We start from the raw sequence: 26,901 nt of genomic DNA on the forward strand, positions 1-26,901 counted from the left end.
ACGGGGCCAAGCCATTCGGCCGAGAATCGATGCGTATGCTATATGGGCGACGCCAAGTACGAGTCAAGCGACATCTGGATCGCCGCGGCAAGACCCTGTGCACCGGGCTCCGTCGGTCCAACGCCGGCGCCGCGCCGCGAGCCGATCCCGGCAAGCCGGCCTGCGGCGGCGAGGCGGGCGCCGCTCAGTAGATCGACTGGTAGAGCGGCTGCGGCTCCTCCGGCGCCTGCGGCATCTGGGCGAGGTCGCCCGGCGCTGCGTCGTCGAGGCTGCGGACCGGCGGCAGCGGCTGCGCGGCGAGCGGGACCCGCGGCTGCTCCGGCGGCGGCAGGGGCGGCGCAGGCGGGACCGGGCGCGGCCGGTCCACCATGGACCGGGGCATGGTCACCGGCTCCGCCGCAGCCATCTGGCTCGCGGCCATCTGGCTCTCGACCGAGGGCGGCGGCCGGTTCTGGGCAAGCTGGCCGCTTCGCTTCTGGTAGAAGGCGTTCCCGCCCGCCACCATCACGTAATACATGTTGGCATAGGGGAATTTGTAGCCGGCGGTGTGGAAGTGATAGACGCCGTCCAGGCCCGGCGCGCGCTTGCCGGCCAGCACCGCGTCGGCGACGCGCAGCGCCCGCTGCTTGCCCGCTCCGCTGAAGGAATTGGTCAGCGCCCCCGATGCGAACTGGCGCGGCTGGCCGACCACGCCGCAGATCGAGCCGGGGTAGCGGCCGGACTCGCGCCGGTTCATCACCACCGTGCCGACCGCGAGCATGCCCTGGTCGCTGGATCGGTTGGATTCGAAGAACATGGCGCGGGCGAGGCATTGGCGCTCGTCCGTTTCCGCCTTCCTGTAGCCGACCGTGGCGCAACCGGCCAGGGCAGCTGCGGCCGCCGCCGCGACGACAACGCGCGTATACGCAACTGGAACTCTCATCATCACCGCATTTTGCCGGGCGCGGGTTAACGAGAGATGACTCGGCCCGCCGCGGCGGGCCCCGACCAAAAGCTGGTTGACAGCGTGCCTTCCATGGCGTCGGCTGGCGTCCTCAAGACCAGCAGGCCGGACAGCGGCCGCATCGCATCAGGAGGGAAGAGCATGGACCGCCGTTCGTTCATCAAGACCGCCGGCGTGGCCGGCGCGGGCGCCGTGGCGCTGGCCGCGCCGGCGATCGCGCAGGAAGCGCCCGAGGTCAAATGGCGCGTCACCTCCAGCTTCCCCCGATCGCTCGACACCATCTTCGGCGGAGCGGAGACGCTGCAGAAGACGGTGTCGGACCTGACCGACGGCAAGTTCCAGCTGCACGTCGCCCCGGCCGGCGAGATCGTCAAGGGCTCGGAGGCGCTCGACGCGGTGCAGAACGGCACGGTCGAAGCCTGCCACACCTGCTCCTACTACTTCGTCGGCAAGGACCCGACCTTCGCCTTCGGCACGGCCGTGCCCTTCGGGCTCAATGCCCGCATGCAGAACGCCTGGATCTACGAGGGCGGCGGCCAGGCGCTGCTCGACGCCTTCTACGAGAAGTACGGCATCGTCTCCTTCGTCGCCGGCAACACCGGGGTGCAGATGGGCGGCTGGTTCCGCAAGGAGATCAAGGGCATCGCCGACCTCAGCGGCGTCAAGATGCGCATCGCCGGCCTCGGCGGCACGGTCATGGCCAAGCTCGGCATCGTGCCGCAGCAGATCCCGGGCAACGAGATCTATCCGGCCCTGGAGAAGGGCACGGTGGACGCGGCCGAATGGGTCGGCCCCTATGACGACGAGAAGCTCGGCTTCTACCAGGTCGCCAAGTACTATTACTATCCCGGCTTCTGGGAGGGCGGTCCCTCGATCCACCTCTTCGTGGCCAAGGACAAGTTCGACGCCCTGCCGCCGCGCTACCAGGCGGCGATCCGGGCCGGCTGCCACGCGGCCAACGAAGTGATGATGGCCAAGTACGACGTCAAGAACAACACGGCGATCCGCAGCCTCGTCGCCAAGGGCGTGCAGCTGCGCCCCTTCCCGCGCGAGATCCTCGACGCCGCCTACAAGGCGACCTTCGAGCTCTATGGCGAGATCTCGGCGAAGAACGCCAATTTCAAGACCATCTACGAGCCCTGGAAGAAATTCCGCGACGAGAGCTTCCAATGGTTCCGCGTCGCCGAGTACACTTTCGACTCCTTCGGCTTCGCCAAGCAGGCCGCCGGCGGCTGAGCCTGGCAAGGGACGACCTCCACTGGGGGCGGCGACTGCGGTCGCCGCCCCTCTTTTTTGCGCGGCGGTGAGAGCGGCGCCGCTCCGGTCGTCACAGGCAAGCCAGGACAGGGCGCGCCAAACCCCTCTCCCCGCAGGTCGGATGGTCCCGGCTGGCGCTCCTGCATGCCAACCTCGGGAACACCCGAGATTGCTGAGGCGGAGAAGGCCCTTTGCGCCTCTTCCGGAGCCTACCCTGCTACGGCTTGGCCGGCGCCCCAAAATCGGGCGCCGCGGGCTCCGCTCCGCCGCCGAACGGATTGTCGGCCGGCGGGCCGCCGAAGGGGTTGTCGCCGCCCGTATCCGGCGTCGGCACGTCGATCTTGATGGTGTCGAGGTCGACCTTGGCTTCCTGCGTGAGGAAATAGGTCACGGTCTCCGGCCAGAAGATCACGATCGCCACCAGGATGAGCTGCATCGCCACCCAGGGCAGCGCCCCCCAATAGATGTCCGAGCTCTTCACCGATTTCGGCGCGATGCCGCGCAGGTAGAACAGGGCGAAGCCGAAGGGCGGATGCATGAACGAGGTCTGCATGTTCACGCACAGCAGCACCCCGAACCAGATCAGGTCGATGCCCATGGCCTGCGCCACCGGCCCGAGCAGCGGGATGACGATGAAGGCGATCTCGAAGAAGTCGAGGAAGAACGCCAGGAAGAAGATGAAGATGTTGACGAAGACCAGGAAGCCGATGATCCCGCCGGGAATGTGCGACAGCAGGTGCTGGATCCAGGACGAGCCGTCCATGCCCTGGAACACCAGGGTGAAGACGGTCGAGCCGATCAGGATGAACACCACCATCGAGGTCAGCCGCATGGTCGAGGCCATGGCCTGGCGCACCAGCGGCCAGGTCAGGCGGCGATGCAGCGCGGCCAGCAGCGCCGCGCCGACGGCGCCCATGGCGCCCGCCTCGGTCGGCGAAGCCCAGCCCATGAAGATCGTGCCGAGCACCAGGAAGATCAGCGCGATCGACGGGATCATGCCCCACAGCACGCGCCGGACCAGCTCCCATCCCCGCTCCGTCCGCGCCTCCGGCGGCAGCGGCGGCACATGGCCCGGCTTGACGATCGACACCGCGACGATGAACAGCAGGAAGATCAGCACCTGCAGGATCGAGGGGCCGATCGCCCCCAGATACATCGCGCCGACCGGCGTGCCGAGCTGGTCGGCGAGCAGGATCAGCACGAGCGAGGGCGGGATGAGCTGCGTGATCGTTCCGGACGCGGCGATGACGCCGGTGGCCAGGCGCGTGTTGTAGCCATAGCGCTGCATCAGCGGCAGCGAGATCACGCCCATGGCGATCACCGAGGCGGCGACCGTGCCGGTGATCGCGCCCAGGATCGCGCCGACCAGGATGACGGCATAGGCGAGGCCCCCGGGGATCTTGCCGAAGAGCTTGCCCGTGCCCTCGAGCAGATCCTCCGCCAGGCCGCAGCGCTCCAGCAGCGCCCCCATGAAGGTGAAGAACGGGATGGCGAGCAGCGCTTCGGTGCCGATGATGCCGAAGACGCGCAGCGGCAGGCCGTTCAGGAAGGCCTCGGAGAAATGTCCGGTCCAGATGCCGATCAGCCCGAAGGTGAAGCCGACCGCGGCCAGCGAGAAGGCGACGGGAAAGCCGATCAGCAGGAACAGGATCATGCTGCCGAACATCAGCGGCGGCATCGGGCCGTATTCAAACATGCGCGGCCTCGTGCCCTGTTGGAGATGTCCCGGCCGCGGCCGGCACGCGCGGCGGATGCAACCCCGTCATTGCTCCAGCTTTTCGTAGCTGGTGTCGAAATCGACCCTGCCGACCAGCGCCGCGACCCGCTTGATCAGCTCAGACACCGCCTGCAGCGACAAGAGCGCGAATCCGAAGGGCAGCACGAACTTGATCGGCCAGTACGGCAGGCCGCCGGGGCTGCTCGACATCTCGCCGAGGCCGTAGGAGGTGAGGAAATAGGGCCAGGACAGGAGGGCCAGGGTGATGGTGGAGGGCAGCAGGAACAGGCAGATGCCGGCGATGTCGACGATGAGGCGCCCGCGCGGCGACAGCGTCGAGTAGATCACGTCGACACGCACATGCTCGTTCTGCCGCAATGTCCAGGACGCGCCGAGCAGGACGATCGCGCCGAACATCTGCCACTGGATTTCCATGTAGGCGTTCGAGGAGATGTTGAACATGTAGCGCAGGGTGGCGTTGCCGGCGCTGATCAGCACCGCCAGCAGCACCAGCCAGTCGCAGACGACGCCGAATCCCCGGCTGATGCGGTCCACGCCCCGGCTGAAGGCGAGCAGCGCATTCATGCGCCCTGCCCCGGCCGCCGGCCGCGACCGTGTCTGAGCAAGCCCGTGCATCCCTGCCGCATCGCTCCCCCTGCATCGCCCGGCCGCGAGCCCTTGCTGCGGTGATGCCGCGGGCTTCTTCGGCCGTGGCGGCCCGGCATCGCTGCGGGGCTGCCCTGCGCAGGGTTAGCAGCTTCGTCGGCACCGGCCAAGCCGGGAGTCGGCTCGTCGATCCCTCCGGCCTCTCGCCGACGAGGCCACGGCGATCACTGCGCGGCGTCCTTGCGGAAAAAGGCAACGAGGCGGTCGGCGCCGTCCTGGATCAGCGCCGGATCGACGGCGAAGCAGACCCGCAGATAGGCCTCGCCGCCCCAGCCGAAGGCCGAGCCCGGCGCCACGCCCACGCTCGCCTCGCGCAGGATCCGGCGCGCCATATGGTAGCCGCTGTTCATGCCGTGCACGGAGAAGAAGAAGTAGAAGGTGCCGTCCGGCCAGAACACCCGCACATTCGGCAGGCTGTCGAGCGCCGAGCAGATGATCTCGCGGCCGCGCGCCGAGCGCGCGACGAGCGACTTGATGAAGTCGTCGCCGCGGTCCAGCGCGGCCACCGCTGCGTGCTGGATGAAGGTCGCGACGCTGGTGGTGTTGTACTGGCTGAGATTGTCGAAGATCGTGCTCATCCCCCGGGGATAGACGAGCCAGCCGATCCGCCAGCCCGTCATGCACCAGTTCTTGGAGAACGTGTTGGTCACGATGAGCCGGTCTGTCGGCCCGGCCAGTTCGAGAAAGGAGGGCGCGACGGATCCGTCATAGGTGAAATGACAATAGACCTCGTCCGAGACGATCCAGATGCCGCGGGATCGCGCGAAATCGAGCACTGCCGCCATATGTTCGCGCGGCATGATCCAGCCGGTCGGATTGGAGGGCGAATTGATGGCGATCACGCGGGTCTTCGGCGTGACGGCGGCGAAAAGCTCGTCGAGGTCGAGCCGGAAGCCGCCGTCCTCGGCCGACCTGTACCGCACCGGCACGACCTTGCCGCCGAGAATGCGCACGATTTCGATCAGGTTCGGCCAGGCCGGAACCGGCACGATCACTTCGTCCCCCGGACGCAGGACGGCCTGGAACGCCTGCATGATGGCTTGCACGCCGCCGGTCGTCACGCTGAAACGCTCGGCCCCGACATCGACCGCCCAGTGCCGCCGGTGATAGCGATCGAGCGCCTCGCGCAGCGCCGGCACGCCGAGCGCATAGGTGTAGCGCGTCTGGCCGGCCGCCAGGGACGCGACGGCGGCGTCGCGGATGAAATCCGGCGTCGGCAGATCGCCCTCGCCGATCCAGAGCTTGATGACGGACGGATCGTCCCGCGCGAGATCGGCGATATCGCAGATCTGGTTGAGTTCGATGCCGCTGATTCTCTCGGGGCTGCCGGCAACGGGCCATTCGGGCGCGCGCCAATCCATGCTTGCTCTCTCCGGTCCGGTGTCGGTCAGGACGGTACGGCGGACAGCCGGCCCGGCTCTCCGCCGCATGAACGGTCACCTGGCCAGCAGGGGCTCCAACGCCGCGTCCATGCGCTTCTTCTGCACCGCGTCGACGGGCGCCATCGGCGCGCGCGGCTGGTGCAGGGCAAGGCCCTGCCGATGCTGGCAGTATTTGACGCAGGCGGGCAGATTGTCGTGCGGCATGGCATCCCAGAGGTCCGCGAGCTGGTAGTGAAGGGCGAGTGCGCCCTTGTGGTCGCCTGACTTGACCAGATTCCACAGTCTCGCGGTGACTCCCGGAACGGCGGAGGTCAGCGCGCTGATCGCGCCATGGACCCCGAGAGCGAAAGCCGGGTAGAGCAGCGCATCCGTGCCGGTGAGCACGACGTTCTCGGGCTTCAGCCTGTGCAGCAGGTCGGAAACGAGCTTGAGGTCGCCCGCGCTCTGCTTCATGCCGACGACCCCCGGTACCTCGTCCATGATGCGCAGCATCAGATCCTGGCTCAGATAGTTCCACGGCACGACATTGTAGATGATGATCGGAATGCCGGTCTCCTCCCAGATCGTGTGGAAATGCTGGACGGTCGCCTCCTCGCTCGGCTTGAACAGGTAATGCACGGGCGTGACCTGCATGGCCGCGATGTTCAGCCCCTTGAGCATCCGCGCGCGTTCGATCGCGCTGCGCGTGCTATTGATGATCAGGCCGGCAAGGAACGGCACGCGGCCGTCGATCGCGTCGTGAACCGCCGTCATGGAGGCGGTGAAATCGGCGTCGTTGAGAGTATGCCCCTCGCCCGTGGAGCCGCCCGCGACCATACCGTCGACGCCCTGCTCGATCATGAAGTCGACCTGCTCGGCGATTGCCCCGACGACGAGATCGCCTTCCGCGTCGAAAGGCATGGTGATGGGCGGAATGATGCCCGTGAGCTTTTCATGATGGACGGGTGCTGCGGACATCGCTGTCTCCAAGGGCTGATCTCTGGCGAATTTCTATAATCCGAATTGCGGAATATATATATCGCTATATCATTTACATCCCATTTTATCCCGATACGTCAAGCATTGACTTGCATTTTTCCGATTTTTGGACAAAATCCATTATGCAATGATATAAATTCCGCAATTCGGATTATGCGACCAACTGGAGGAGCTCGTCATGCATTTCAAGAAACTGGCCGCCCTGGCGCTGGGTCTGGCCGTCGCCAGCTCGACGGCGCAGGCACAGGGCGGCAGCGCGCTCGACAAGGTTCGCAGCGAAAAGAAGATCGTCATCATGAACGACCTGTCGGCGGCGCCCTGGCAGTTTCGTGACGCGGCCGGCAACCCGGCCGGCTTCTCGATCGACCTCGACCGGATGATCGCGGCCAGGCTCGATGCCGACCTCGAATTGAGAAACGTCGAATGGGCCGGCCTCATCCCCGGCTTGCTCACCCGCAAGTCCGACATCCTGGCCACGAGCATGACGGTGACGCCGAAACGCGCCGAACAAATCCTCTTCACGAAGGAGAACTGGTATCAGACGGGCGTCGTCACCATCGTGCGGCCCCAGGATGGCGACGGCTCATGGGAGGATCTCGACAAGGCGGGAAAGCGTATCGCCGTGAAGGCCGGCACCAGCGCCGTCGACATCGCCAAACAATTCTTCGGCAACGCCGAGATCCAGAGCTATCCCAACGACACCGATACCTACCAGGCGCTGAAGACGAACCGCGTCGATGCTGCGTTGAACGACCTGGCGGTCCTCGGCGTCGTTCACAAGGAGTATGGCTTCGTGTCCCTGCAAAAGCCGCGCGAGCTGATCAGCCAGGACAACTGGGCCTTTGCCGTGCGGCCGAAGGATACCGCCACCCGGGACTATCTCGATGCCTTCCTCGCCGAGATCAAGAAGAACGGCCAGCTCGAAGCCCTGCGCGCCTATTGGGTGGATGGCGAAAGCTGGAAGAAGGACTTCCTCGAAAAGAATGACGGCGTCTCGGAGGAACGCAAGAAACTCGTCGAGCAGCTCGGCATCCGAGCCTACGTCCCCGAAAGCGGCAGCGGGTCGCGCGCGACTCTCCAGTAAACCAACGTGCCGGGCGCCGCAGCGCGGTGCCCGGCACGCCGGATCGACGGTGAGCCCCATGCCCTTCTTCAAAGCGCAGAACCTGAACCTTCACTTCGGCTCCTATCACGCCCTGCGCGACGTCTCGCTGCAGTTCGACCGGGGAGAGACGGTGGTCGTCTGCGGGCCGTCGGGCTCCGGCAAGAGCACGCTGATCCGCAGCATCAATCGCCTCGCAGGGCCGCTGACCAGCGGTTCCATCGCGCTGGACGGCAACGACCTGGCAAAGCTTCCCGCAAAAATCCTCTATCGGCGGGTCGGCATGGTCTTTCAGCGTTTCAACCTGTTCCAGCACCTCACGGTGCTGGACAACGTCACCCTGCCGCAGCGCCGGGTGCTGGGCCGCAGCCGGGCCCAGGCCGCCGAACGCAGCCGCGCCCTGCTCGAGCGCGTCGGGCTCGCCGACAAGGCCGGGGCCTATCCGGCGAAGCTGTCCGGCGGCCAGCAACAGCGCGTCGCCATCTGCCGCGCGCTTGCGATGGATCCGGAGCTGATGCTCTTCGACGAGCCGACGTCGGCGCTCGACCCGGAGATGGTCGGCGAGGTGCTTCAGGTCATGCGCGGCCTCGCCGCGAGCGGCATGACCATGATCGTGGTCACCCACGAGATGGGCTTTGCGCGCGAGATTGCGGACGAAATGGTGTTCATGGAGGAAGGCAGAGTGGTCGAACGCGCGCCGCCCGGGACATTCTTCGCATCGCCGCGCGAAATGCGCACCCGTCTCTTCCTCGACCAGATCCTCCGTCCCTGAGCGCCGCCATGATATCGACCGCCTGGGATCTGTTCTGGCAATATCGCGGCATCTATCTGAGCGGGCTCGGGAATGCGTTGACGGCGGCCGCATTCGGCCTGCTGCTTTCGCTTTTCGTGGGCATCGCCGCCGGCGTCGTGCGCTTTTCCTCGCGCGGCGTCGCCGGCCGGCTCGTCGCGGTCTACGTTTCGATCGTCCGCAACACGCCGATGCTGGTCCAGGTCTATTTCATCTATTTCGGCCTGCCCGCGCTCGACATCACATTGTCCGCCTTCGCCACGGGCGTGGTCGCGCTGACCTTCAATTCCGGTGCCTACATCGCCGAAATCGTGCGTGGCGGCCTTGCCGCGATACCGGGCGGCCAGTCGGAAGCCGGAATGGCTCTGGGACTCAACCGCCGCATTCTCCTGGCGCGTGTCCTGCTGCCGCAGGCCGCCCCCACGGTGCTGCCCGCGATCACCGGCCAGTTCGTTCAGCTGATCAAGGACACGTCGCTGCTCTACACGATCGCGGTGCTCGAAATCACCAAGGCGGCCGACGATGTCGGCAACGAGACCTACCAGTTCCTCGAGGCCTATCTCGTGAGCTGCCTCATGTATATCGGGGTCTGCGCCACGCTCAACGCGCTCGTCGACCAGTACGAACGGCGCGCCGGCTTCTCGCGCTATCGCAGGGTGTGACGATGGACCTGCTGTCTCTCGCCTATGATGCCGGTTCCCTGATCCTCTCGGGCATGCCGATCGTCATCCTCCTGACGGTTTCGGCCTTCCTTCCCGCGCTCCTGCTCGGAATCATCGGGGGATTGCTGGGCACGTCCCGCCACCGGAGCTTGCGCGTCGCTTCCGCGGTCTACGTCTACGTGTTCCGCAGCGTGCCGTTCCTGATGTTCATTTTCCTGGTCTATTATGGCTTGCCCCACTATGGCATCGACATCGGACCGGTCTCCACCGCCGTTCTGGCGTTGTCGCTGTCGCACGGCGCCTACATGACCGAGATCATACGCGGCGGCCTGCTCGGCTTCGACAAGGGACAGAACGAAGCGGCGATCGCCCTGGGGTTCACCCTTTGGCAACGGCTGAGGGACGTCGTGCTCCCGCAGACGCTGATGGCGGTCATTCCCTCGCTGCTCGGCCAGTCCATCCTGATGATCAAGGACACCTCCCTGGTTTCGGTCGTCGGCATCAGCGAGCTGACGCGCCTTGGCCGCGAGGTGGTCATCAGGACCAACCAGCCCTTTGTCGTATTCACGATCGTCGCGGCGTCCTATTTTGTCCTATGCTTCATCCTGGAGCTGGCGGCGCGGCACCTGGAAGCCCGTGTCAGAAAGATCCTGTCGCGGTCATGAGGTCCAGCAAGAGCGTGCCTATGGAGCAGACTCCCCCCCTTTCAACGATCTCGCCCGTCGACGAGAACACCGGCGAGGATCTTCGCGACAGCCGGGACAACGGGGCGAAGTCTCTCAGGAAGATGGCGGCCGTGCTCGACTGCTTCAGCCGCCTGCGCCCCAGTCTCACCGTCGGCGAGATATCCGAGGCGAGCGGCCTGCCCCGCACCACCGTCCACCGGATCGTCACGTCGCTGCGCGAGGTCGGCATGCTCGACCAGGACGGCCGCCGCCAGAGCTATCGGCTCGGGCTGAAGATGTTCCATTACGGCAGCAGCGTGCTGGCGAGCCTCGACACGCCGCGCCGGGCCCACCCCCACATCGCCAGGCTGCAGCTCGTGACCGGCGAGGTCATTCACTTCCACATGTTCGACGGCAGCCAGATGGTCTGCGTCGAGCGCGAGGAAATGGGCAACACCCGCATGACGACGCTGACCACGATCGAGGCCGCGCCCACCTATTGCACCGGCGTCGGCAAGGCGTTCCTGGCTTATCAGGACGAGGCGCTGGTTCGCCGGATCGCCGAAGAGGAAGGCTTGAAGCGCTATACGCCCAACACCATCACCGATCTCGACCGGCTTTTCGAGGAGCTTGCTCTGACGCGCGCCCGAGGCTTTGCCATCGACAACGAAGAAAATCAGGAAGGGCTGCGCTGCATCGGCGCCCCGGTGCGGGATGCGGCCGGACGGGTCTTTGCCGCCGTGAGCGTGTCGGGACCGGCCGACCGGATGCCGGATGTCCGCCTCGAAGGCCTGGCGCCGCTGGTCATCCAGACCGCCCGGAATATTTCCGAGGCGCTGGCGTAAAACGCGGCGGGCGGGGCGATCGAGGCCCGGCATCCCGACGGCCCGAAGCCCCGCAACAGCCCCTGCCCGCATTGACGGGCGCCCCCTCTGTCGATTAGCTCCCTGCCGCGACGGCTGGCGCTTGCACGGCCGCCCGGAAACAAGAGGCCAGACGATGAACGCTCCCGCGAAGAAAATCCCCGGCGCCAATCGCACGCATACCGACGAACTGATCGAACGGCGCGCCAACGCCTTCTCGCGTGGCATGAGCGCCGGCCAGCCGGTGTTCGCCTCCAAGGCGAAGAACTCCGAGATCTGGGACGTGGAAGGCCGCCGCTTCATCGATTTCGGCGGCGGCATCGCCGTGCTCAACACCGGCCACCGCCACCCCAAGGTGATGAAGCGCGTCTATGAGCAGCTCGACCGCTTCACCCACACCTGCCTGATGGTGACGCCCTACGAACCGGCGGTGCAACTGGCCGAGAAGCTCAACGAGATCGCGCCGATCTCCGGGCAGAAGAAGACCATGCTGGTGACCACCGGCGCCGAGGCGGTGGAGAACGCCATCAAGATCGCCCGCGCCGCCACCGGCCGCAGCGACGTCATCGTCTTCACCGGCGCCTTCCACGGCCGCACCCTGCTGTCGATGGCGCTGACCGGCAAGGTCGTGCCCTACAAGACCAAGTTCGGGCCCTTCCCGGCGGGCGTGTGGCGCGTGCCCTACCCGATCGAGCACAAGGGCTTCTCGATCGACAACACCTTCGAAGCACTGAAGTGGCTGTTCAAGACCGACGTCGATCCCAAGACCGTCGCGGCGATCGTGATCGAGCCGGTGCAGGGCGAAGGCGGCTTCTACGTCGCGCCGGCCGAGTTCCTCAAGCGCCTGCGCGCCCTGTGCGACGAGCACGGCATCCTCCTGATCGCCGACGAGATCCAGACTGGGTTCGGCCGCACGGGCAAGTGGTTCGCCATGGAGCATTCCGGCGTCGAGCCCGACCTGCTCACCACGGCCAAGAGCCTGGCCGGCGGCTTCCCGCTGGCCGGCGTCGTCGGCCGGGCCGAGCTGATGGACGCGCCTGAGCCCGGCGGCCTCGGCGGCACCTATGCCGGCAACCCGGTGGCCTGCGCCGCCGCGCTCGGCGTGATCGAGGCCTTCGAGAGCGAGAACCTCCTGGAGAAGTCGCTGAAGCAGGGCGAGGCCATCATCAAGCGGCTGAAGGCGATCAAGCGCCGCAAGACCGGCCGCCCGATCGGCGACATCCGCGGCCTCGGCGGCATGACCGCATTCGAGCTCGTCACCCAGCATGGCGGCAACGAGCCCGACCCGGCGGCGGCCAAGGCCCTGGCCGCGGACTGCCTGGAACGCGGCCTGATGATCCTGACCTGCGGCGTGTTCGGCGAGACCGTGCGCCTGCTGGCACCGCTGACCATCCAGCCGAAGGTGCTCAAGGAAGGCCTGGACATCCTGGAAGCCTCCCTGCTCGCGGGCTGAGGCCGGAGCACGGCGGTCCACGCCATCCGCATTCGCAACCAACGCCGATGGCCGGGCTCGTCCCGGCCATCGTCATATGAAGGCATTGCCTGCCGAAGGCGCGGTCACGGCCCGCGCCGCGCCGGCACCGCCGGGTCGGCCCATTGCGACAGCAGCGAGCAGACGAACCCGGGAACGACACCGCAAAGGCCGACGAGCAGCAGCGCCGGGCCGCCGACGAAGCCCATGCCGATCGCGGTCGCCAGAGGCAGGAAGCCGGCGGCGAAGGCAAACAACGTCGTCCATAGCGGCCGCCACACCGTGTCCCGCCTTGCCAGCCATCCGTCGAACGATCCGGTCAGGAGAGCCGGGACCAGCCCGAGAAAATAAGCGGCCGGCAGCAGCACGACCTGGTGCGGATCGAAGGCCTCGCCCGCGCCTTCTCCACCGGCGATCCAGTCGAGCAGCGGAACGATGCCGTAGAACGCGGTCACGAACCCCAGGAGCGGCCCGAGCAGGCCGAAGATCAGCAAGCGCCTCATCGCCGTCCCTGCCTTGCGCCGGGGAGAACGCTATCTCCCGTCCAGCCGCGGTCCGCAAGACCGACGAGGCATCGCGCCCCAACCATGGCTCGCCACGTCGCGGCCTCGGTCGGGCGCCGAGGCGCCGGCGTCGCCGCCTTGCGGCGAAACGGCGGGCATCACCATTTGTCGAGCTCGTCCGGTGCGTCGATCGGCCCCGGCAACCTGGTCGGGAGAGATATCCTACGGGGAGAAGAGATGGAGAGGTCATCGAGCGGCGGGCAGATGGGGACCGCCCGCCTCCGCACCGGCCTGCCGCGAAGCCCCCTCACGCCCCGCTGGAGAGGTCGACGTTCTTGATCGGCAGGCTGCGGATGCGCTTGCCGGTAGCGGCGAAGATCGCGTTGCAGACGGCCGGCGCGATCGGCGGCGTGCCGGGCTCGCCGATGCCGCCCCATTTCTTGCCGCCGCTGAGCACGAGACGGGTCTCGATCCGCGGCGTGTCCGCAAGGCGCGCGACCTTGTAGTCGTCGAAATTGCCCTGCACCACGGCGCCCTTCTCGATGGTGATCTCCCCGAACAGGGCTGCGGAGAGACCGTAGATCACCGCGCTTTCGATCTGCATGGCGACGGTGAGCGGATTGACGACATGGCCGCAATCGACCGCCGCCACGACGCGATGCAGCTTGACCTCGCCCTGCGGGCTGACCGCAAGCTCGACGACCTGGCCGACGATGGTGCCGAAGGATTCGTGGATGGCGAGGCCGCGGCCCTGGCCCTTGGGCAGCGGCGTGGCCCAGTCGCTGTTCTGCTCCAGGGCGTCGAGCACCGCGACGAAGTCCGGCCGGCCTTCGAGCAGCCTGCGGCGATAGCGCAGGGGATCGGCGCCGGCGGCCTGGGCGAGCTCGTCGACGAAGCTCTCCAGCGCGAAGGCGTTCTGGGAGGATCCGACCGACCGCCAGAACATCACCGGCACATGGGTGTTCCTGAGCACGCAATCGACCTGCAGCGCCCCGGTGCGATAGGGCATGTTGGCAAGGCCCTCGACGGCCGCGGGTTCGACGCCGGTCTCCGCCTTGCCCCAACCGAGCGAACGCTGGATGGAGCCGACCGCCGTGCCCGCATGGATCGCCGACGGCAGGCCGTCCGCGTCGAGGGCGGCGCGGAAACGGATGGCCGCCTACGGGCGGTAGCGGTCGTGGCGCATGTCCTCCTCGCGCGTCCAGACCAGCTTCACCGGCCGGCCGATCGCCTTCGACACGGTCACCGCCTGCACCAGCTCGTCATTGACGGCGCGCCGGCCGAAACCGCCGCCGAGGAAGCAATTGTGGACCTCGACGCGGGCCGGCGGCACGCCGGCAGCCTTGGCGGCAAGCTGCAGCGCCATGTCGGGGTTCTGCGTTCCCATCCAGACGTCGACCCTGCCGTCACGGACATGGGCCGTGCAGTTCAGCGGCTCCATCGGCGCGTGGGCGAGGTGCGGCACCTGGTAGAGCGCCTCGACGCGCCGGCCGCCGGCCAGGGCAGCCGCAACGTCACCGTCCCTGCGGACGGTCACGGAGGGGCCATCGAGCGCGGCGACATAGTCCGCGTCGAACTGCCGGCTGTCGGTATCGGCCGCATGCCCCTCGTTCCAGGTCACCGGCAGGGCCAGCGCCGCTTCCTTGGCGCGCCAGAACCGGTCCGCCACCACGGCAAGGCCGCCTCCGATCGGCACCACGGCGAGAATGCCGCGGCGCCCGGTGATCGCCGCTTCGTCATAGGTCTTCACCGTGCCGCCGAACACCGGACAGGTGACCACGGCGGCATAGACCATGTCGGGCAGGCGGATGTCGATGCCGTACCTGGCCGCGCCGGTCAGCTTCGACGGCGTATCGAGCCGGGCCATCGGCCTGCCGATCAGGGTGTAGTGCTCGGGTGTCTTGAGCACCGGCTCGGCCGCGAGGACGATCCTTGCGGCATCGCCCGCGAGCGCGCCGTAGCCGAGGCGGCGGCCGCTGGCCCGGTGCACCACCACGCCGTTCTCGACCGTGCAGCTTTCGGGCGGGACCCGCCACCGGGCCGCCGCCGCCTGCACCAGCCTCGCCCGGGCATTGGCGCCCGCCGCCTGCAGGAACTCGCGCGAGCGCCGCACGGCGCCCGAGCCGCCGGTGCCCATGCGCTTGTAGACGGCCTCGCGCAGGTTGCGGCTGGCCGAGGCATATTCGGGCCTGACCTTGGCCCAGTCGCAGCCGAGTTCCTCGGCCACGATCATCGGCAGGGCCGTGAAGATGCCCTCGCCCATCTCCGACTGCGCCACGCGGATGATCACGGTGTCGTCGGGCTCGATCAGGATCCAGGCGTTGATCTCCCCGTCCGAGGCTCCTTCGCGCCAGGGCTCGCCGGGATCGGCCGCCGCCGGGATGGCGCCGCCGATCATCAGGCCGCCGGCAGCGCTGAAGCCGATGGCCAGGAGAGTGCGCCGGCTGAGCCCGGCCGGGCCGGTTTCGATCGCGGTCATGGCTGCGCCGTCCCCATCATTCCGGCGGCGCGATGGATGGCGGCGCGGATGCGCGGATAGGTGCCGCATCGGCAGATATTGGTGATGCCGGCGTCGATCTCCGCGTCCGTCGGCCGCGGCGTCTGGCGGAGAAAGGCGGCAGCCGCCATGATCTGGCCGGACTGGCAATAGCCGCATTGCGGCACGTCCTCGGCGAGCCAGGCCAGTTGCACCGGATGCCGGCCGTCCGGCGACAGGCCCTCGATGGTGGTGACGCTGGCCCCCGCCACGTCGCCGACCTGCGTCTGGCAGGAGCGGATCGCCTCGCCGTTCACATGGACGGTGCAGGCGCCGCACTGGGCGATGCCGCAGCCGAACTTGGTACCGGTCAGGCCGAGCTCGTCGCGCAGGACCCAGAGCAGCGGCGTTTCCGGCTCGATATCGAGCTGATGCGGGATCGCGTTGACTGTGAGGGCAACCATGATCGGGCCTTCCGGCGGCTGGGCGGGCAGAAGGAGCGGCGCGTCAGGCCTGACCTCCTGCCGGGCGATGACGGTCCGCCGAGGATCGCGCAAACCATGGCCCGGGCATGGCGCGTCACGCAGACGTGATGGCCAGTGGGGCAGCCGACAGGCCGGCGCGGAGGCCGGTCAGTGCGCCTGTGTCGCCGGCGCGGCCGGTGACGGCGGAACGGACGCGGGCGCAGCGGCGGGCTCGGCCTGCAACTGCCTCTGCTTCTTCCTCTCGACGGCGAGGTGATGCCCGACGGCACAGCCGCCCAGGGCCCCCAGCACGGCGTGGTGGCCGGCATAGTGCCCGGCGACCCCGCCGGCCACGGCCCCGGACAGGCATCCCACGGCCTGTGCCTGCGACACGGGCGCCACGAGGACGGCAAGAGTGCCGGCAAGGATCAAAAGGCGCATGGCATCCTCCGGACAGCCCCGCCGACGAGGATCCTGATGCGCCTTCGGGGCGGAATTGCGGCCCGCCCCCGGGCAGCCCCCTCCTCACGCAATCGTGCCTCCCCCAAGCCTCACGCCGCCTCGCAGCGCTCCCATATTGGGGGGATCGGGCCGCCACGCCCGATATCGAGGCCCACGGAGCCGGCCCGCCTGTTCCGGCATCCCGCCCGGAGATGACGCCGATGCCTCTGACCGCGTCGCAGAAGAAGACCGTGCTCGCCTCCTTCCTCGGCTGGATGCTCGATGCCTTCGACTTCTTCCTGCTGACCTTCCTGCTCCAGGACATCGCCCGCGAGTTCGGGACCGACGTACCCGCGGTCGCCTACGCGCTGTTCCTGACGCTGGCCATGCGCTTCGTCGGCGCCTTCATCTTCGGACGGATCGGCGACAGGTGGGGCCGCAAGCCGGCGCTGATGCTCGACATCCTGTGCTATTCCGTGCTCGGCGCCCTCGCCGCCTTCTCGCCGAACCTGACGGTCTTCCTCGTCCTGCGCGCCCTGTTCGGCATCGCCATGGGCGGCGAATGGGGGCTGGGCTCGTCGCTCGCCATGGAGTCGATCCCGCCGCGGGCGCGCGGCATGGTCTCGGGCATCCTGCAATGCGGCTACCCCGCCGGCTTCCTGCTCGCCTCCATCGCCTATGGCCTGCTCTACGGCCGCACGATCGGCGACCACACCATCGGCTGGCGGGCGATGTTCCTGCTCAGCGTGCTGCCGGCCCTGATCGTGCTGTTCATCCGTTCGCACGTGCCGGAGTCGCCGGCCTTCCTCGCCGCCAGGAACGGCCCGAAGCCCGGCCTGTGGGAGACGCTCGCCACCAATCGCGGCCTGGTGATCTACAGCGTCGTGCTGATGATGTGCTTCAACCTCTTCAGCCACGGCACGCAGGATCTCTATCCCACCTTCCTCATCAAGCAGCATCAGTTCGATCCGAGAACGGTGAGCTTGATCAACATCGTCGCCAATCTCGGCGCCATCGCCGGCGGCCTGAGCTTCGGCGCGCTCTCCGAGAGGATCGGGCGCGTCAACGCCGTCACCATCGCCAGCCTGATCGCATTGCCGGCGATCCCGCTCTGGGCCTTCGGCTCGACGCCGATCCTGCTTGCCTCAGGCGCCTTCGTCATGCAGATCGCAGTGCAGGGCGCCTGGGGCGTCATCCCGGCCCATCTCAACGAATTGTCGCCCGGACCGGTGCGCGCCACCCTGCCGGCCTTCGTCTACCAGGCCGGCAATTTCCTCGCCTCCTACAACGGACCGTTCCAGGCCCGCCTGGCCGAGGCGCCCGGCAGCAGCTACGGCCATGCCCTGGCGCTGGTCGCCGGGGTCGTGGCGGTGGCGATCGTCGTCATCATCCGCTTCAGCCCGGAGCGGCGCGGCGAGCCCCTCTCCGTCGCACGGTGATGCGGGCAGCGGCGTGATCGAACGATCGGGGGTCTATCGCGGCCGCCGGCCGGCGGCCATGTATTGCGCGCCGCTCGGGGCGAAGCCGAGCAGCCGGTCGGCCCGGGCGCCGAGCCCGCCCACCGCCGGCAGGCTGAGGATGAAGCGTGCATCGGCCATCTCGAAACCACCGCGGCGCAGGAAGCCCTTGGCTTTCGGCATCGACAACAGCACCGCGTCCTTGTCGAAGACGCAACGCTCCACCGCCCAGCGTGTCAGCGGGTTCCAGGGATTGTGCTCGAACACCACGAAGATGCCGCCAGGCTTCAGCACCCGCCGGGCCTCGGCGACGAAGGCGGTCCAGGCCGGCACCGGCACGTGGTGCCAGACGCAGATGGCGAAGGCCGCGGCGAAGCTGGCGTCCTCATAGGGGATGCGCGCGCCGTCATAGGCCGAGAACAGCGCGTCCGGCGCCTTCTCCCGCGCCAGCCGGATCGACTCGGCCGAGACGTCGACGCCGTGCAGCCGGACGAAGCGCTCGCCCAGCAGCGCCTCGTAGGTGCCGACGCCGCAGCCGATGTCGAGGATCGGCGCATCGGCGGCAATGCCCTCGCGCCCGAGCAACTCGGCGAGATAGCGCGCCTTGGCGGCGACGAAGGTCTCGACCTTGAGGCCGGAGAAGGCGATCGACCGGTTGACCGCGGCCTGGTAGCCGGCGGCGAACCGGTCGAACTCCGCAGCCTGGCCGTCCGCGCTCACCGCCGCCTCCGCCGATCCGTCATCGGAGCCTGTTCCGATACACCGGCATAGCAGCGCCGCCCTTGGAATTGGTTAATCCGCGCCGGGCTCGTCCGCCCGCGGGCTCGCCGCGACTGCGGCGGACGGCACGGCTCCCCTCACTCCTCGCCCATGGCGATCAGGCTGGCATTGCCGCCTGCCGCCGCCGTGTTCACCGCGATCACCTGCTCGGAGGCGAAGCGCTTGAGATAGTTGGGGCCGCCGGCCTTCGGGCCGGTGCCGGACAGGCCGACGCCGCCGAAGGGCTGGGTGCCGACCACGGCGCCGATCATGTTGCGGTTGACGTAGATGTTGCCGGCCTGCATGCGCTCGGTGACGGCGTCGAGGGTGGCGTCGATGCGCGTGTGGACGCCCAGCGTCAGGCCGTAGCCGCTGGCCGCGATGGCGTCGAGCAGTTGCGGCAGTCGACCGGCCTGCCAGCGCACCACGTGCAGCACCGGGCCGAACACCTCGCGCGTCAAATCCTCGACCTTGCCGATCTCGAAGATGTGCGGGCCGACGAAGCTGCCCTGCGTCGGCGCCGCCATCGCCAGGCGGACCTTGGCCGACCTCGTCATCGCCGCGATATGCGCCTCCAGCCCGGCCTTGGCCTCGTCGTCGATCACCGGGCCGACATGGGTGGCGGGGTCGCGCGGGTCGCCGAGCTTCAGCTCCTCGGCCGCCCCGCGGATCATGGCGATCACCTTGTCGGCGACGTCGTCCTGCACGCAGAGCAGCCGCAGCGCCGAGCAGCGCTGGCCGGCCGAGCGGAAGGCGGAGAGCACCACGTCGTCGGCCACCTGCTCGGGCAGCGCCGTGGCGTCGACGATCATGGCGTTGATGCCGCCGGTCTCGGCGATCAGCGGCACGATCGCGGCATCGCGGCCGGCGAGCGCCCGGTTGATCGCCCAGGCGGTCTCGGTCGAGCCGGTGAAGGCGACACCGGCGACGGCGGCATGGCCGGTCAGCGCTGCGCCGACCCGGCCGTCGCCGAGCACCAGGTGCAGCGCCGAGACCGGCACGCCGGCCTCGTGCAGGATGCGGACGGCGGCGTGGGCGACCAGCGGCGTCTGCTCGGCCGGCTTGGCCACCACCGCATTGCCGGCGGCGAGCGCCGCCGTGACCTGGCCGAGAAAGATCGCCAGCGGGAAGTTCCAGGGGCTGATGCACACGAACACGCCGCGGCCGCGCTGGCGCAGGATGTTGTCCTCGCCGGTCGGGCCGGGCATGTGCTCGCCGGCGCCGAATATCCTGCGCGCCTGGGCGGCGTAGTAGCGGCAGAAGTCGACCGCCTCGCGCAGTTCGGCGATGGCGTCGTCCAGGGTCTTGCCCGCCTCGTCCTGCAGCAGGGCGAGGAGCGCGCCGCGCCGGGCTTCCAGGAGGTCGGCGGCCTTGTCGAGCGCCGCGGCGCGAATCCTCACATCGGTCCGGTCCCAGGCGCGGAAGCCGGCCGCGGCGGCCTGCATCGCCGCCGCGGCGGTCGCCGCATCGGCCTCCGTCACCTCGCCGACCGCCATGCCGTCGATCGGCGAGAGCACCGATCGCTTCGGGCCCGCGCCCGGACGGCCGCCGACGATCGAGGCGGCCGGCTCGCGCCTGCGGCCGGCCGATATCTCGGCCTCGAGGCCGGCGAGTGCGGCACGCGAGCCGAGCTCGACGCCGGCCGAGTTCACCCGCTCGGCGCCGTAGAGAGCCTTGGGCAGCGGGATGCGCGCATGCCGGGCCCGGGCCGGCGAGCCGACCAGGGCGGCCGGGCGCTTCAGGAGCTCGGTGATCGGCACGGCCGGGTCGGCCGAGACCGAGACGAAGTTGGAGTTGGCGCCGTTCTCCAGGAGCCGGCGCACCAGATAGGCCAGGAGGTCGGCATGGCCGCCGACCGGCGCGTAGACCCGGCAGGCCGCCGCCGGCAATTCGCGCATCAACGCCTTGTAGGTCTGCTCGCCCATGCCGTGTAGGCGCTGGAACTCGTAGCCGTCGACTCCGCCCGCCGCCTCGATGATGCTGGCGATGGTCAGGGCGTTGTGGGTGGCGAATTGCGGGTAGAGGTTCGGACGCGCCGCCAGCATGCGCCGGGCGCAGGCGAGATAGTTGAGATCGGTCACGGGCTTGCGCGTGAACACGGGATAATCGTCGAGGCCGCGTTCCTGCGCCCGCTTCACCTCCGTGTCCCAGTAGGCGCCCTTGACCAGGCGCACCATCAGGCGGCGCCCGAGGCTGACCGCCAGCGCCTCGACATGCTCGATCACGGCGAGGGCGCGCTTCTGGTAGGCCTGGATGGCGAGGCCGAAGCCGGTCCAGCCCTCCAGGGACGGATCGGCGAGGACGGCGGCGATGACCTCGAGCGACAGCTCCAGCCGGTCCGCCTCCTCGGCGTCGACGGTGAAGTTGAGGTCGTAGCCCTTGGCCTTGCGGGCGAGCGCCACCGCCTGCGGCACCAGTTCCTCCATCACCCGGGCCCGGCTCACCGCCTCGTAGCGCGGGTGCAGCGCCGAGAGCTTGACCGAGATGCCCGGCCGGGCCGGCAGCGCCTCGTTGCCGGCGGCGCGGCCGATGGCGTCGATCGCGTCGGCATAGCTCCTGAAATAGCGCCGGGCGTCCTCGGCGGTGCGGGCCCCCTCGCCCAGCATGTCGAAGGAGTAGCGAAAGCCGCGCGCCTCGCCGCTCGCGGCGCGCTTCAACGCCTCGCCGATGGTCTGGCCGAGCACGAAATGCGAGCCGAGCACCTTCATCGCCTGGCGCGTCGCCGTGCGCACGGTCGGCACGCCGATGCGCTTGGCGAGCGAGGCGACGATGCCCTCCGGCGTCTCGCCGGGCTGGATGATGCGCGCGGTGACGCCGAGCGCCCAGGCCGAGGCCGAGACCAGCAGCGCGTCCGAGCGCGTCTCGCGATGCGCCCAGTCGCCCTGGCCGAGCTTGTCCTCGATCAGCGCGTCGGCCGTGACCTTGTCGGGCACGCGCAGCAGCGCCTCGGCCAGGATCATCAGGGCGAGGCCCTCCTTGGTCGAGAGCGAATATTCGCGCAGGAAATCCTCGATGCCGCCGATCGACCCGGCATTGTCGCGGATGGCCTGGATCAGGCGGGCCGCCCGCTCGTCGATACGGGCCTCGGCGGCCTGCTCGGGCGCCGGCTGCGCCAGGAGCCGGCCGACGAGGATGCCGTCATCGGCGGCGTAGGGGGCGGAGAAGACGGGCAAGGCGGTGGCGGCGGGCATCGGCGGCGGCTCCCAGGGCGATGCCGGGATTATCGCAGCAAGCCAGGTGTGAAACGATCGTGATTTCTGCATTCCTCTAGTGATATTCACTACCGGATCGAATTTCGATAGTGACGGATATGAATGGAGGCCCCGCCGTGCCAGCCACGCCGCTCGACCGCACCGACCGCCGCATCCTCGCCCTGCTGCAGGAGGACGGGCGCATCGCCACCGTCGACCTGGCCGAGCGTGTCGGCCTGTCGCCCACCGCCACCACCGAGCGGGTGAAGCGGCTGACCCGCGACGGGGTCATCGCCGGCTTCGGCGCCCGGCTCGATCCGGACAAGCTCGGCCGCTCCTTCCTGGTCTTCGTCGAGGTGCTGCTCGACAAGACCACGCCGGACGTGTTCGACCGCTTCGCCGACGCGGTCCGGCGCACGCGCGACGTGATCGAGTGCCACATGGTGGCCGGCGGCTTCGACTACCTGCTCAAGGTCCGCGTCGCCGACATGGCGGCCTATCGCCGCTTCCTCGGCGAGGCGCTGTGGAGCGTGCCGGGCGTGCGCGAGACGCGCACCTACACGGTGATGGAGGAGGTGAAGGTCGAGCGCGGGCTGCCGGTGTAGCGAGCGGGAGCGGGACAGACATGGGTGTCCCCGGCCTTCCGGCGCCGCAGCCGGGATTGAAAAGGCAGCCCGCCGGTCGCCTACTCGATCGTGCCTAAGTAATTCAAGGTTGCACAGCCGCTGCCTGCGAGGCCGGTGCCGCAGATCTTGATAGCGTAGCGATCCTCCCCCTTGTAGCCGGGATTCGCCTGGTAGAGGAATCCGAAACGCTCGACTTGCCGCAGCGTCCCGTGCTGCGGCGTGGCGGCGATCGAGGCTGCAGTGTAGACGGTTCTCCCACCGGCGCGGAATTTGTTCATACACCTGCCGTTGTCGGTAGCGAAACGGTTCGAGACCTCCTGATTCAGGTCTACGCGAAAACGCATTCCATGGCCGACACACCCGGCCTGCGCAGCTCCGACCGATGCGGCCAGCAGGATCCCCCCGGCGACGGTCGCGACCTTGTTCATGTTGCGCCCTCTCTGCCCCGCCTGGAGCAAAGCGCGTGCCGATGGAAACGCGCTTTGCTCCAGGTCCTTGTTTCGACGCATCCTTGCGACTTGACGCGATTCCGTCCAATCGAAAAACGCTCCAGCGGCCGCGGAGGTTGGCCGTTTTGCGACATGCCGAAACCACGATTACTCGGATTTGAGCGAGGCCCCCTGAAAAGGGTTCACGATCCGCAGGCCGCCTTCGATGACAAGCCCATCCTGCATGTCTTCGGAATAGAGAATATCGCAACGGGCTTGGAGCGCTGAGGAAACGATCAATGCATCGTAGAATGAAAAACCATAACGCTGTGCCAGCGCCAGAGCTGTCGAGTGCGTCTCCAGATCGACGGGATGTATTGTCCGGGCGAGCGTGCCAATGGCTCTCAAAGCCTCTTCGACCTCGCTCCAATCGAACTTGAGCTTGCGGCGGGCGACATTCGTGAATTCGTTCAGGACCTGGACACTCAGATCAACTCCGTCAGCGAGGAGCGTTTCGGCAATGACGGATCGGGGATCGTCGGTGAAGGCGTATAGGACGACGTTGGAATCCAGGAATATCTTCGCCATTCAACGGCGCTCGTTCGCATCGTCACGATCGAAGCTCCAGCCCGGTGGCAGGGGGCGGCGTAACCTGCGAATGCTCTCCAGCGCGGCAATGCGAGTCCGGTCGCGGTCTATGGTGAATGTCCGGTCACCGGAGATGCGCACTTCGATGTCGTCTCCCTCCTTGAGCGCCAGCGCTTCAACGACCGCAGCAGGCAGCCGGATCGCGAGACTGTTCCCCCAACGTGCGACTTGCATGTCATCCTCCTGACGATATACCTCAATAAAGTATATCATCCGCAGTATCGAATCAATTCCCCGGCTCGTTCCCTCCTTATTCGTCCGCCAGCGGGTGCAAGTCGCGCACCATCGCCTTCATCCGTTCGTCGAGGACATGGGTGTAGATCTGCGTCGTGGCGATATCGGCATGGCCGAGCATCATCTGCACCGAGCGCAGATCGGCGCCGTTCTGCAGGAGGTGGCTGGCGAAGGCGTGGCGCAGCACATGCGGGCTGACGCGGTCGGCGCGGATGCCGGCGGCCGCGGCCAGCGCCTTGAGGTCGCGGGCGAAATGCTGCCGGGTCAGGTGGCCGCTCTCGCCGAAGGACGGGAACAGCCAGGGCGAGGGCTTCTCCGACGGCTGCCCCCCGGCCCCGGCCCGCTCGGCCTGGGCCGCGTCGAGCAGGGCGAGATAGGCCTGCATCGCCGCCTTCGCCGCCTCCGTCAGCGGCACGATGCGTTCCTTCGAGCCCTTGCCGACCACCGAGAGCACGTTGACGCCGGGCCGGGCGGCGCTGCGCTTCAGGCTGACCAGCTCCGAGACGCGCAGGCCCGAGGCATAGAGCGTTTCGAGCAGGGCGGTCAGGCGGGCGGCGCGCAGGCGCTCCGGCGGCGGCCGCGCCGCGTCGTCGACGCCCTCGCGGGCTGTGGCGAGCAGGCGATCGACCTCGTCGACATCCAGCACCTTCGGCAGCGTCCGGCCTCGCCGCGGGCCGTCCAGCGCCGTGGTCGGGTCGTCCGCGCGAAACCCCTCGGCGTAGAGGAACTTGTGCAGCTGCCGGATGGCGGAGAGATGGCGCGCCAGGGTCGTCGGCTTGAAGCCGAGGGCGGTCAGCGCCGCCAGGTGCTCGCGGACATGGTCCGACGTCGCCGAGGCGATGGCGCCGCCGCGCGAGCCGAGGAAGTCGCTGTAGTCGCCGAGGTCGCGGCGATAGGCGTCGAGCGTGTTCCTGGCCGCGCCGCGCTCGGCCGATTCCATGTCGAGGAAGGCTTCGATGAGGCGGTCGTCGCCCGGCGGCTTCGTCATGGCTGCTGCTCGATCCTGGTCAGCGGCACCGGCGTCACCATCTCGCGGGTCGACGGCCTGACGAAGGTGGCGAGGGAATAGACCACCCCGTAGCCGCAGGCGGCGACCACCGCCAGAATCGTCAGGAAACGCAGGAGACTCGGCATCGAGGAGCGGACTCGCGAACCCGAAGCAGGTTCTTTCGAACCCGCTTACACCTGTACGTCCGAGCAGCATTGATTTTGCATTTTCAATGCAAAATCAATCGTGACGAAAGCCGCGAGAAGCTGCCCAGGGCTGTTTCGACCACGAACGACCCTGATTTGGCAACATGGCGAAGATATGGGCGCCTTCCGAGGACCGCGGATGCGCCGGCGGGCGGGGAGGACGCCGTGCCGGGCTCAAGCGCGCGCTTGCGTCCGCCGCGCCGTGCAGCCAAAACAACAGGAAACGGGGGCTTCGGCGCAGTGATGGACGTGACGGCAAGGACCACACCGGGGGAACGCGAGCAGGCGCTGCTGGCGGCGCTCGGCACCCGTTCGGTGGTGCTCGTCGGCATGATGGGCGCCGGCAAGAGTGCCGTCGGCAAGCGCCTGGCCGCCCGGCTGGGCATGGAGTTCCGCGACGCCGACACCGAGATCGAGACCGCCGCCCAGAAGACCATCCCGGAGATCTTCGCCCAGGACGGCGAGCCGTTCTTCCGCGACAAGGAACGGCGCATCATCACCCGCCTGCTCCATGATCAGGCGCCGCTGGTGCTGGCGACCGGCGGCGGCGCCTTCATGAACGAGGAGACGCGGACGGCCATCCGCGCCTGCGGCATCTCGGTCTGGCTCAAGGCCGAGCTCGCCGTGCTGATGCGCCGCGTCCGCCGGAAATCCAACCGGCCGCTGCTCAAGACCGCGGACCCGGAGGCCACGTTGCGCGGCCTGCTGGAGCAGCGCTATCCCGTCTATGCCCTGGCCGACATCACCGTCGATTCCCGCGACGTCGCGCACGAGGTCGTGCTCGACGAGGTGATGGCGGCGCTGGAAGCCCATGTTTTCGGAGCGACATCGTGACCGGCCCGACCATCGTCCCCGTTTCCCTGGGCGAGCGCTCCTACGACATCGCGATCGGTCCCGGCCTGCTGGCCCAGGCCGGGGCGCGCATCGCCGCCGCCCTGTCGCCCGACATCCGCGCCGCCATCGTCACCGACGAGAATGTCGCCCGGCTGCACCTGCCGACGCTGACCGGCAGCCTCGACGCGGCGGGGCTGAAGCATGAGACCGTCGTCGTCCGCCCGGGCGAGGCCTCCAAGGACTATGCCACCTTCGCCCAGGTCTGCGACGCGCTGATCGCTGCCAGGGTCGAGCGCGGCGACATCGTCATCGCCTTCGGCGGCGGCGTCGTCGGCGACCTCGCCGGCTTCGCCGCCGCCGCCCTGCGGCGCGGCATGCGCTTCGTCCAGATCCCGACCTCGCTGCTCGCCCAGGTCGACAGCTCCGTCGGCGGCAAGACCGGCATCAACTCCCCGCACGGCAAGAACCTGGTCGGCGCCTTCCACCAGCCCAGCCTGGTCATCGCCGACACCGCCGTGCTCGACACGCTCAGCCCACGCGAGTTCCGCGCCGGCTATGCCGAGGTCGCCAAATACGGCCTGATCGACGACGAGCCGTTCTTCCACTGGCTGGAGCGCAACTGGCGCGGCGTGCTGGCGGGCGGCGAAGCCCGCGAGAGGGCCATCGCCCATTCCTGCCGGGCCAAGGCCGCCATCGTCGCCCGCGACGAGACCGAGACCGGCGACCGCGCCCTGCTCAACCTCGGCCACACCTTCGGCCACGCGCTGGAAGCGATCACCCGCTACGACAGCGCCCGCCTGGTGCATGGCGAGGGCGTCGCCATCGGCATGGTGCTGGCGCACGAGTTCTCGGCCCGGCTGGGCCTGTGCCCGCAGGAAGAGCCCTCGCGCGTCGCCGCCCATCTCGCCGAGGTCGGCCTGCCCACCCGTATCGGCCAGGTGCCCGGCGGCGGCGGCACCGCCGACGAGCTTTTGACCGCGATCACACAGGACAAGAAGGTCAAGCGGGGCAAGCTCACCTTCATTCTCACCCGGGGCCTCGGCCGCAGTTTCATCGCCAGGGACGTCGACCCGGACATGGTGCGGGCCTTCCTGGCCGACAAGCTCGCCGAGGCCTGACTATAAGAGCAAGGAGGCCGGTTCCGACCGCC

The 26,901-nt window shown here is 68.3% G+C and carries 27 protein-coding genes and 1 pseudogene; 11 read left to right on the forward strand and 17 right to left on the reverse strand.

The window, feature by feature from the left end:
* Positions 1 to 184 precede the first annotated feature (184 nt).
* A complete protein-coding gene (locus AC27L4_RS12920; RefSeq protein ID WP_487142587.1) occupies positions 185 to 922 on the reverse strand; it encodes a cell wall hydrolase in 738 nt (245 codons plus the stop codon).
* A 162-nt stretch (positions 923 to 1,084) separates the two neighbouring features.
* Here AC27L4_RS12920 and AC27L4_RS12925 point away from each other — a divergent pair, with 162 nt between their 5' ends.
* The gene (locus tag AC27L4_RS12925) at positions 1,085 to 2,179 is read left to right on the forward strand and encodes a TRAP transporter substrate-binding protein (RefSeq protein ID WP_487142588.1); all 1,095 of its coding nucleotides are present in this window, start codon (positions 1,085 to 1,087) and stop codon (positions 2,177 to 2,179) included.
* A gap of 238 nt (positions 2,180 to 2,417) precedes the next feature.
* Here AC27L4_RS12925 and AC27L4_RS12930 read toward each other — a convergent pair whose 3' ends face one another.
* From AC27L4_RS12930 to AC27L4_RS12945, 4 genes are all read right to left on the reverse strand, one after another.
* Positions 2,418 to 3,896: a TRAP transporter large permease gene (locus AC27L4_RS12930; protein WP_487142589.1), complete on the reverse strand. Its 1,479-nt coding sequence runs from the start codon at positions 3,894 to 3,896 to the stop codon at positions 2,418 to 2,420.
* A 66-nt stretch (positions 3,897 to 3,962) separates the two neighbouring features.
* Positions 3,963 to 4,502, reverse strand: a complete 540-nt coding sequence (locus tag AC27L4_RS12935) for a TRAP transporter small permease subunit (protein ID WP_487142590.1) — start codon at positions 4,500 to 4,502, stop codon at positions 3,963 to 3,965.
* 245 nt (positions 4,503 to 4,747) lie between these two features.
* Complete coding sequence (locus AC27L4_RS12940) at positions 4,748 to 5,944, reverse strand: pyridoxal phosphate-dependent aminotransferase (RefSeq protein ID WP_487142591.1); 1,197 nt, start codon at positions 5,942 to 5,944, stop codon at positions 4,748 to 4,750.
* Positions 5,945 to 6,019: 75 nt separating this feature from the next.
* On the reverse strand, positions 6,020 to 6,922 hold the full coding sequence (locus tag AC27L4_RS12945; RefSeq protein ID WP_487142592.1) for a dihydrodipicolinate synthase family protein: 903 nt from the start codon (positions 6,920 to 6,922) through the stop codon (positions 6,020 to 6,022).
* Between the two features lie 199 nt (positions 6,923 to 7,121).
* Between AC27L4_RS12945 and AC27L4_RS12950 the strand changes: the two genes are divergently transcribed.
* The 6 genes from AC27L4_RS12950 (at position 7,122) to gabT (ending at position 12,478) form a co-directional block, all read left to right on the forward strand.
* Positions 7,122 to 8,027, forward strand: a complete 906-nt coding sequence (locus tag AC27L4_RS12950) for an ABC transporter substrate-binding protein (RefSeq protein ID WP_487142593.1) — start codon at positions 7,122 to 7,124, stop codon at positions 8,025 to 8,027.
* A 58-nt stretch (positions 8,028 to 8,085) separates the two neighbouring features.
* On the forward strand, positions 8,086 to 8,817 hold the full coding sequence (locus AC27L4_RS12955) for an amino acid ABC transporter ATP-binding protein (RefSeq protein WP_487142594.1): 732 nt from the start codon (positions 8,086 to 8,088) through the stop codon (positions 8,815 to 8,817).
* Positions 8,818 to 8,825: 8 nt separating this feature from the next.
* On the forward strand, positions 8,826 to 9,497 hold the full coding sequence (locus tag AC27L4_RS12960; protein ID WP_487142595.1) for an amino acid ABC transporter permease: 672 nt from the start codon (positions 8,826 to 8,828) through the stop codon (positions 9,495 to 9,497).
* Between the two features lie 2 nt (positions 9,498 to 9,499).
* Positions 9,500 to 10,162 (forward strand): amino acid ABC transporter permease, encoded by a 663-nt coding sequence (locus tag AC27L4_RS12965; RefSeq protein WP_487142596.1) that lies wholly within the window; start codon positions 9,500 to 9,502, stop codon positions 10,160 to 10,162.
* A 20-nt stretch (positions 10,163 to 10,182) separates the two neighbouring features.
* Complete coding sequence (locus tag AC27L4_RS12970; protein WP_487142597.1) at positions 10,183 to 11,007, forward strand: IclR family transcriptional regulator; 825 nt, start codon at positions 10,183 to 10,185, stop codon at positions 11,005 to 11,007.
* 154 nt (positions 11,008 to 11,161) lie between these two features.
* On the forward strand, positions 11,162 to 12,478 hold the full coding sequence (gene gabT, locus AC27L4_RS12975; RefSeq protein ID WP_487142598.1) for a 4-aminobutyrate--2-oxoglutarate transaminase: 1,317 nt from the start codon (positions 11,162 to 11,164) through the stop codon (positions 12,476 to 12,478).
* Positions 12,479 to 12,582: 104 nt separating this feature from the next.
* Here gabT and AC27L4_RS12980 read toward each other — a convergent pair whose 3' ends face one another.
* From AC27L4_RS12980 to AC27L4_RS13000, 5 genes and pseudogenes are all read right to left on the reverse strand, one after another.
* Positions 12,583 to 12,999, reverse strand: coding sequence for a hypothetical protein (locus AC27L4_RS12980; protein WP_487142599.1), 417 nt, complete (start codon positions 12,997 to 12,999; stop codon positions 12,583 to 12,585).
* A gap of 307 nt (positions 13,000 to 13,306) precedes the next feature.
* Positions 13,307 to 13,807 carry a molybdopterin cofactor-binding domain-containing protein gene (locus tag AC27L4_RS12985; RefSeq protein ID WP_487142936.1) on the reverse strand — a complete coding sequence of 167 codons (501 nt, stop codon included), beginning with the start codon at positions 13,805 to 13,807 and terminating at the stop codon, positions 13,307 to 13,309.
* Between the two features lie 42 nt (positions 13,808 to 13,849).
* Positions 13,850 to 15,547: pseudogene (locus AC27L4_RS12990) on the reverse strand (xanthine dehydrogenase family protein molybdopterin-binding subunit); the annotation flags it as partial.
* Positions 15,475 to 15,939 carry a (2Fe-2S)-binding protein gene (locus tag AC27L4_RS12995; RefSeq protein ID WP_487142600.1) on the reverse strand — a complete coding sequence of 155 codons (465 nt, stop codon included), beginning with the start codon at positions 15,937 to 15,939 and terminating at the stop codon, positions 15,475 to 15,477. The pseudogene AC27L4_RS12990 and the gene AC27L4_RS12995, both read right to left, overlap by 73 nt.
* Before the next feature lie 168 nt (positions 15,940 to 16,107).
* Positions 16,108 to 16,380 carry a hypothetical protein gene (locus AC27L4_RS13000; RefSeq protein WP_487142601.1) on the reverse strand — a complete coding sequence of 91 codons (273 nt, stop codon included), beginning with the start codon at positions 16,378 to 16,380 and terminating at the stop codon, positions 16,108 to 16,110.
* A gap of 221 nt (positions 16,381 to 16,601) precedes the next feature.
* Here AC27L4_RS13000 and AC27L4_RS13005 point away from each other — a divergent pair, with 221 nt between their 5' ends.
* The gene (locus tag AC27L4_RS13005; protein WP_487142602.1) at positions 16,602 to 17,819 is read left to right on the forward strand and encodes an MFS transporter; all 1,218 of its coding nucleotides are present in this window, start codon (positions 16,602 to 16,604) and stop codon (positions 17,817 to 17,819) included.
* A 33-nt stretch (positions 17,820 to 17,852) separates the two neighbouring features.
* On the opposite strand, the gene AC27L4_RS13010 is transcribed toward AC27L4_RS13005, so the two are convergent.
* Both AC27L4_RS13010 and putA read right to left on the reverse strand, forming a co-directional pair.
* Entirely contained in the window at positions 17,853 to 18,557 is a 705-nt protein-coding gene (locus AC27L4_RS13010; protein WP_487142603.1) for a class I SAM-dependent methyltransferase, read from the reverse strand.
* Between the two features lie 137 nt (positions 18,558 to 18,694).
* Positions 18,695 to 21,787, reverse strand: coding sequence for a bifunctional proline dehydrogenase/L-glutamate gamma-semialdehyde dehydrogenase PutA (putA, locus tag AC27L4_RS13015; protein WP_487142604.1), 3,093 nt, complete (start codon positions 21,785 to 21,787; stop codon positions 18,695 to 18,697).
* 137 nt (positions 21,788 to 21,924) lie between these two features.
* Between putA and AC27L4_RS13020 the strand changes: the two genes are divergently transcribed.
* A complete protein-coding gene (locus tag AC27L4_RS13020) occupies positions 21,925 to 22,392 on the forward strand; it encodes an Lrp/AsnC ligand binding domain-containing protein (protein ID WP_487142605.1) in 468 nt (155 codons plus the stop codon).
* Between the two features lie 80 nt (positions 22,393 to 22,472).
* Here the strand turns inward: AC27L4_RS13020 and AC27L4_RS13025 are convergent, their stop codons facing one another.
* The 5 genes from AC27L4_RS13025 to AC27L4_RS13045 all read right to left on the reverse strand — a co-directional run bounded on the left by AC27L4_RS13025 (position 22,473) and on the right by AC27L4_RS13045 (position 24,857).
* Complete coding sequence (locus tag AC27L4_RS13025) at positions 22,473 to 22,841, reverse strand: hypothetical protein (RefSeq protein WP_487142606.1); 369 nt, start codon at positions 22,839 to 22,841, stop codon at positions 22,473 to 22,475.
* 168 nt (positions 22,842 to 23,009) lie between these two features.
* A complete protein-coding gene (locus tag AC27L4_RS13030; protein WP_487142607.1) occupies positions 23,010 to 23,429 on the reverse strand; it encodes a PIN domain-containing protein in 420 nt (139 codons plus the stop codon).
* Positions 23,430 to 23,663 carry an AbrB/MazE/SpoVT family DNA-binding domain-containing protein gene (locus AC27L4_RS13035; RefSeq protein ID WP_487142608.1) on the reverse strand — a complete coding sequence of 78 codons (234 nt, stop codon included), beginning with the start codon at positions 23,661 to 23,663 and terminating at the stop codon, positions 23,430 to 23,432.
* A gap of 76 nt (positions 23,664 to 23,739) precedes the next feature.
* Positions 23,740 to 24,711, reverse strand: a complete 972-nt coding sequence (locus tag AC27L4_RS13040) for a site-specific tyrosine recombinase XerD (RefSeq protein WP_487142609.1) — start codon at positions 24,709 to 24,711, stop codon at positions 23,740 to 23,742.
* Entirely contained in the window at positions 24,708 to 24,857 is a 150-nt protein-coding gene (locus AC27L4_RS13045) for a histidine kinase (RefSeq protein WP_487142610.1), read from the reverse strand. The genes AC27L4_RS13040 and AC27L4_RS13045 overlap by 4 nt, the downstream gene beginning before the upstream one ends.
* 303 nt (positions 24,858 to 25,160) lie before the next feature.
* Between AC27L4_RS13045 and AC27L4_RS13050 the strand changes: the two genes are divergently transcribed.
* Both AC27L4_RS13050 and aroB read left to right on the forward strand, forming a co-directional pair.
* Entirely contained in the window at positions 25,161 to 25,751 is a 591-nt protein-coding gene (locus AC27L4_RS13050) for a shikimate kinase (RefSeq protein ID WP_487142611.1), read from the forward strand.
* Positions 25,748 to 26,869 carry a 3-dehydroquinate synthase gene (gene aroB, locus AC27L4_RS13055; protein WP_487142612.1) on the forward strand — a complete coding sequence of 374 codons (1,122 nt, stop codon included), beginning with the start codon at positions 25,748 to 25,750 and terminating at the stop codon, positions 26,867 to 26,869. Before AC27L4_RS13050 ends, aroB begins: the two co-directional genes overlap by 4 nt.
* Positions 26,870 to 26,901 lie beyond the last annotated feature (32 nt).

It is taken from the genome of Labrys sp. Lb11 (assembly GCF_057554225.1).

Coding starts and splice junctions, on each gene's coding strand:
- AC27L4_RS13045 (WP_487142610.1), bottom strand. CDS start 24,857: ATGCCGAGTCTCCTGCGTTTCCTGACGATTCTGGCGGTGGTCGCCGCC.
- AC27L4_RS12980 (WP_487142599.1), bottom strand. CDS start 12,999: ATGAGGCGCTTGCTGATCTTCGGCCTGCTCGGGCCGCTCCTGGGGTTC.
- AC27L4_RS12940 (WP_487142591.1), bottom strand. CDS start 5,944: ATGGATTGGCGCGCGCCCGAATGGCCCGTTGCCGGCAGCCCCGAGAGA.
- putA (WP_487142604.1), bottom strand. CDS start 21,787: ATGCCCGCCGCCACCGCCTTGCCCGTCTTCTCCGCCCCCTACGCCGCC.
- AC27L4_RS13025 (WP_487142606.1), bottom strand. CDS start 22,841: ATGAACAAGGTCGCGACCGTCGCCGGGGGGATCCTGCTGGCCGCATCG.
- AC27L4_RS13035 (WP_487142608.1), bottom strand. CDS start 23,663: ATGCAAGTCGCACGTTGGGGGAACAGTCTCGCGATCCGGCTGCCTGCT.
- AC27L4_RS12970 (WP_487142597.1), top strand. CDS start 10,183: ATGGAGCAGACTCCCCCCCTTTCAACGATCTCGCCCGTCGACGAGAAC.
- AC27L4_RS13000 (WP_487142601.1), bottom strand. CDS start 16,380: ATGCGCCTTTTGATCCTTGCCGGCACTCTTGCCGTCCTCGTGGCGCCC.
- AC27L4_RS12950 (WP_487142593.1), top strand. CDS start 7,122: ATGCATTTCAAGAAACTGGCCGCCCTGGCGCTGGGTCTGGCCGTCGCC.
- AC27L4_RS12995 (WP_487142600.1), bottom strand. CDS start 15,939: ATGGTTGCCCTCACAGTCAACGCGATCCCGCATCAGCTCGATATCGAG.
- AC27L4_RS12920 (WP_487142587.1), bottom strand. CDS start 922: ATGAGAGTTCCAGTTGCGTATACGCGCGTTGTCGTCGCGGCGGCGGCC.
- AC27L4_RS13005 (WP_487142602.1), top strand. CDS start 16,602: ATGCCTCTGACCGCGTCGCAGAAGAAGACCGTGCTCGCCTCCTTCCTC.
- AC27L4_RS12925 (WP_487142588.1), top strand. CDS start 1,085: ATGGACCGCCGTTCGTTCATCAAGACCGCCGGCGTGGCCGGCGCGGGC.
- AC27L4_RS12965 (WP_487142596.1), top strand. CDS start 9,500: ATGGACCTGCTGTCTCTCGCCTATGATGCCGGTTCCCTGATCCTCTCG.
- AC27L4_RS12955 (WP_487142594.1), top strand. CDS start 8,086: ATGCCCTTCTTCAAAGCGCAGAACCTGAACCTTCACTTCGGCTCCTAT.
- AC27L4_RS13030 (WP_487142607.1), bottom strand. CDS start 23,429: ATGGCGAAGATATTCCTGGATTCCAACGTCGTCCTATACGCCTTCACC.
- AC27L4_RS13050 (WP_487142611.1), top strand. CDS start 25,161: ATGGACGTGACGGCAAGGACCACACCGGGGGAACGCGAGCAGGCGCTG.
- AC27L4_RS12930 (WP_487142589.1), bottom strand. CDS start 3,896: ATGTTTGAATACGGCCCGATGCCGCCGCTGATGTTCGGCAGCATGATC.
- AC27L4_RS12935 (WP_487142590.1), bottom strand. CDS start 4,502: ATGAATGCGCTGCTCGCCTTCAGCCGGGGCGTGGACCGCATCAGCCGG.
- AC27L4_RS12960 (WP_487142595.1), top strand. CDS start 8,826: ATGATATCGACCGCCTGGGATCTGTTCTGGCAATATCGCGGCATCTAT.
- AC27L4_RS12945 (WP_487142592.1), bottom strand. CDS start 6,922: ATGTCCGCAGCACCCGTCCATCATGAAAAGCTCACGGGCATCATTCCG.
- AC27L4_RS13040 (WP_487142609.1), bottom strand. CDS start 24,711: ATGACGAAGCCGCCGGGCGACGACCGCCTCATCGAAGCCTTCCTCGAC.
- gabT (WP_487142598.1), top strand. CDS start 11,162: ATGAACGCTCCCGCGAAGAAAATCCCCGGCGCCAATCGCACGCATACC.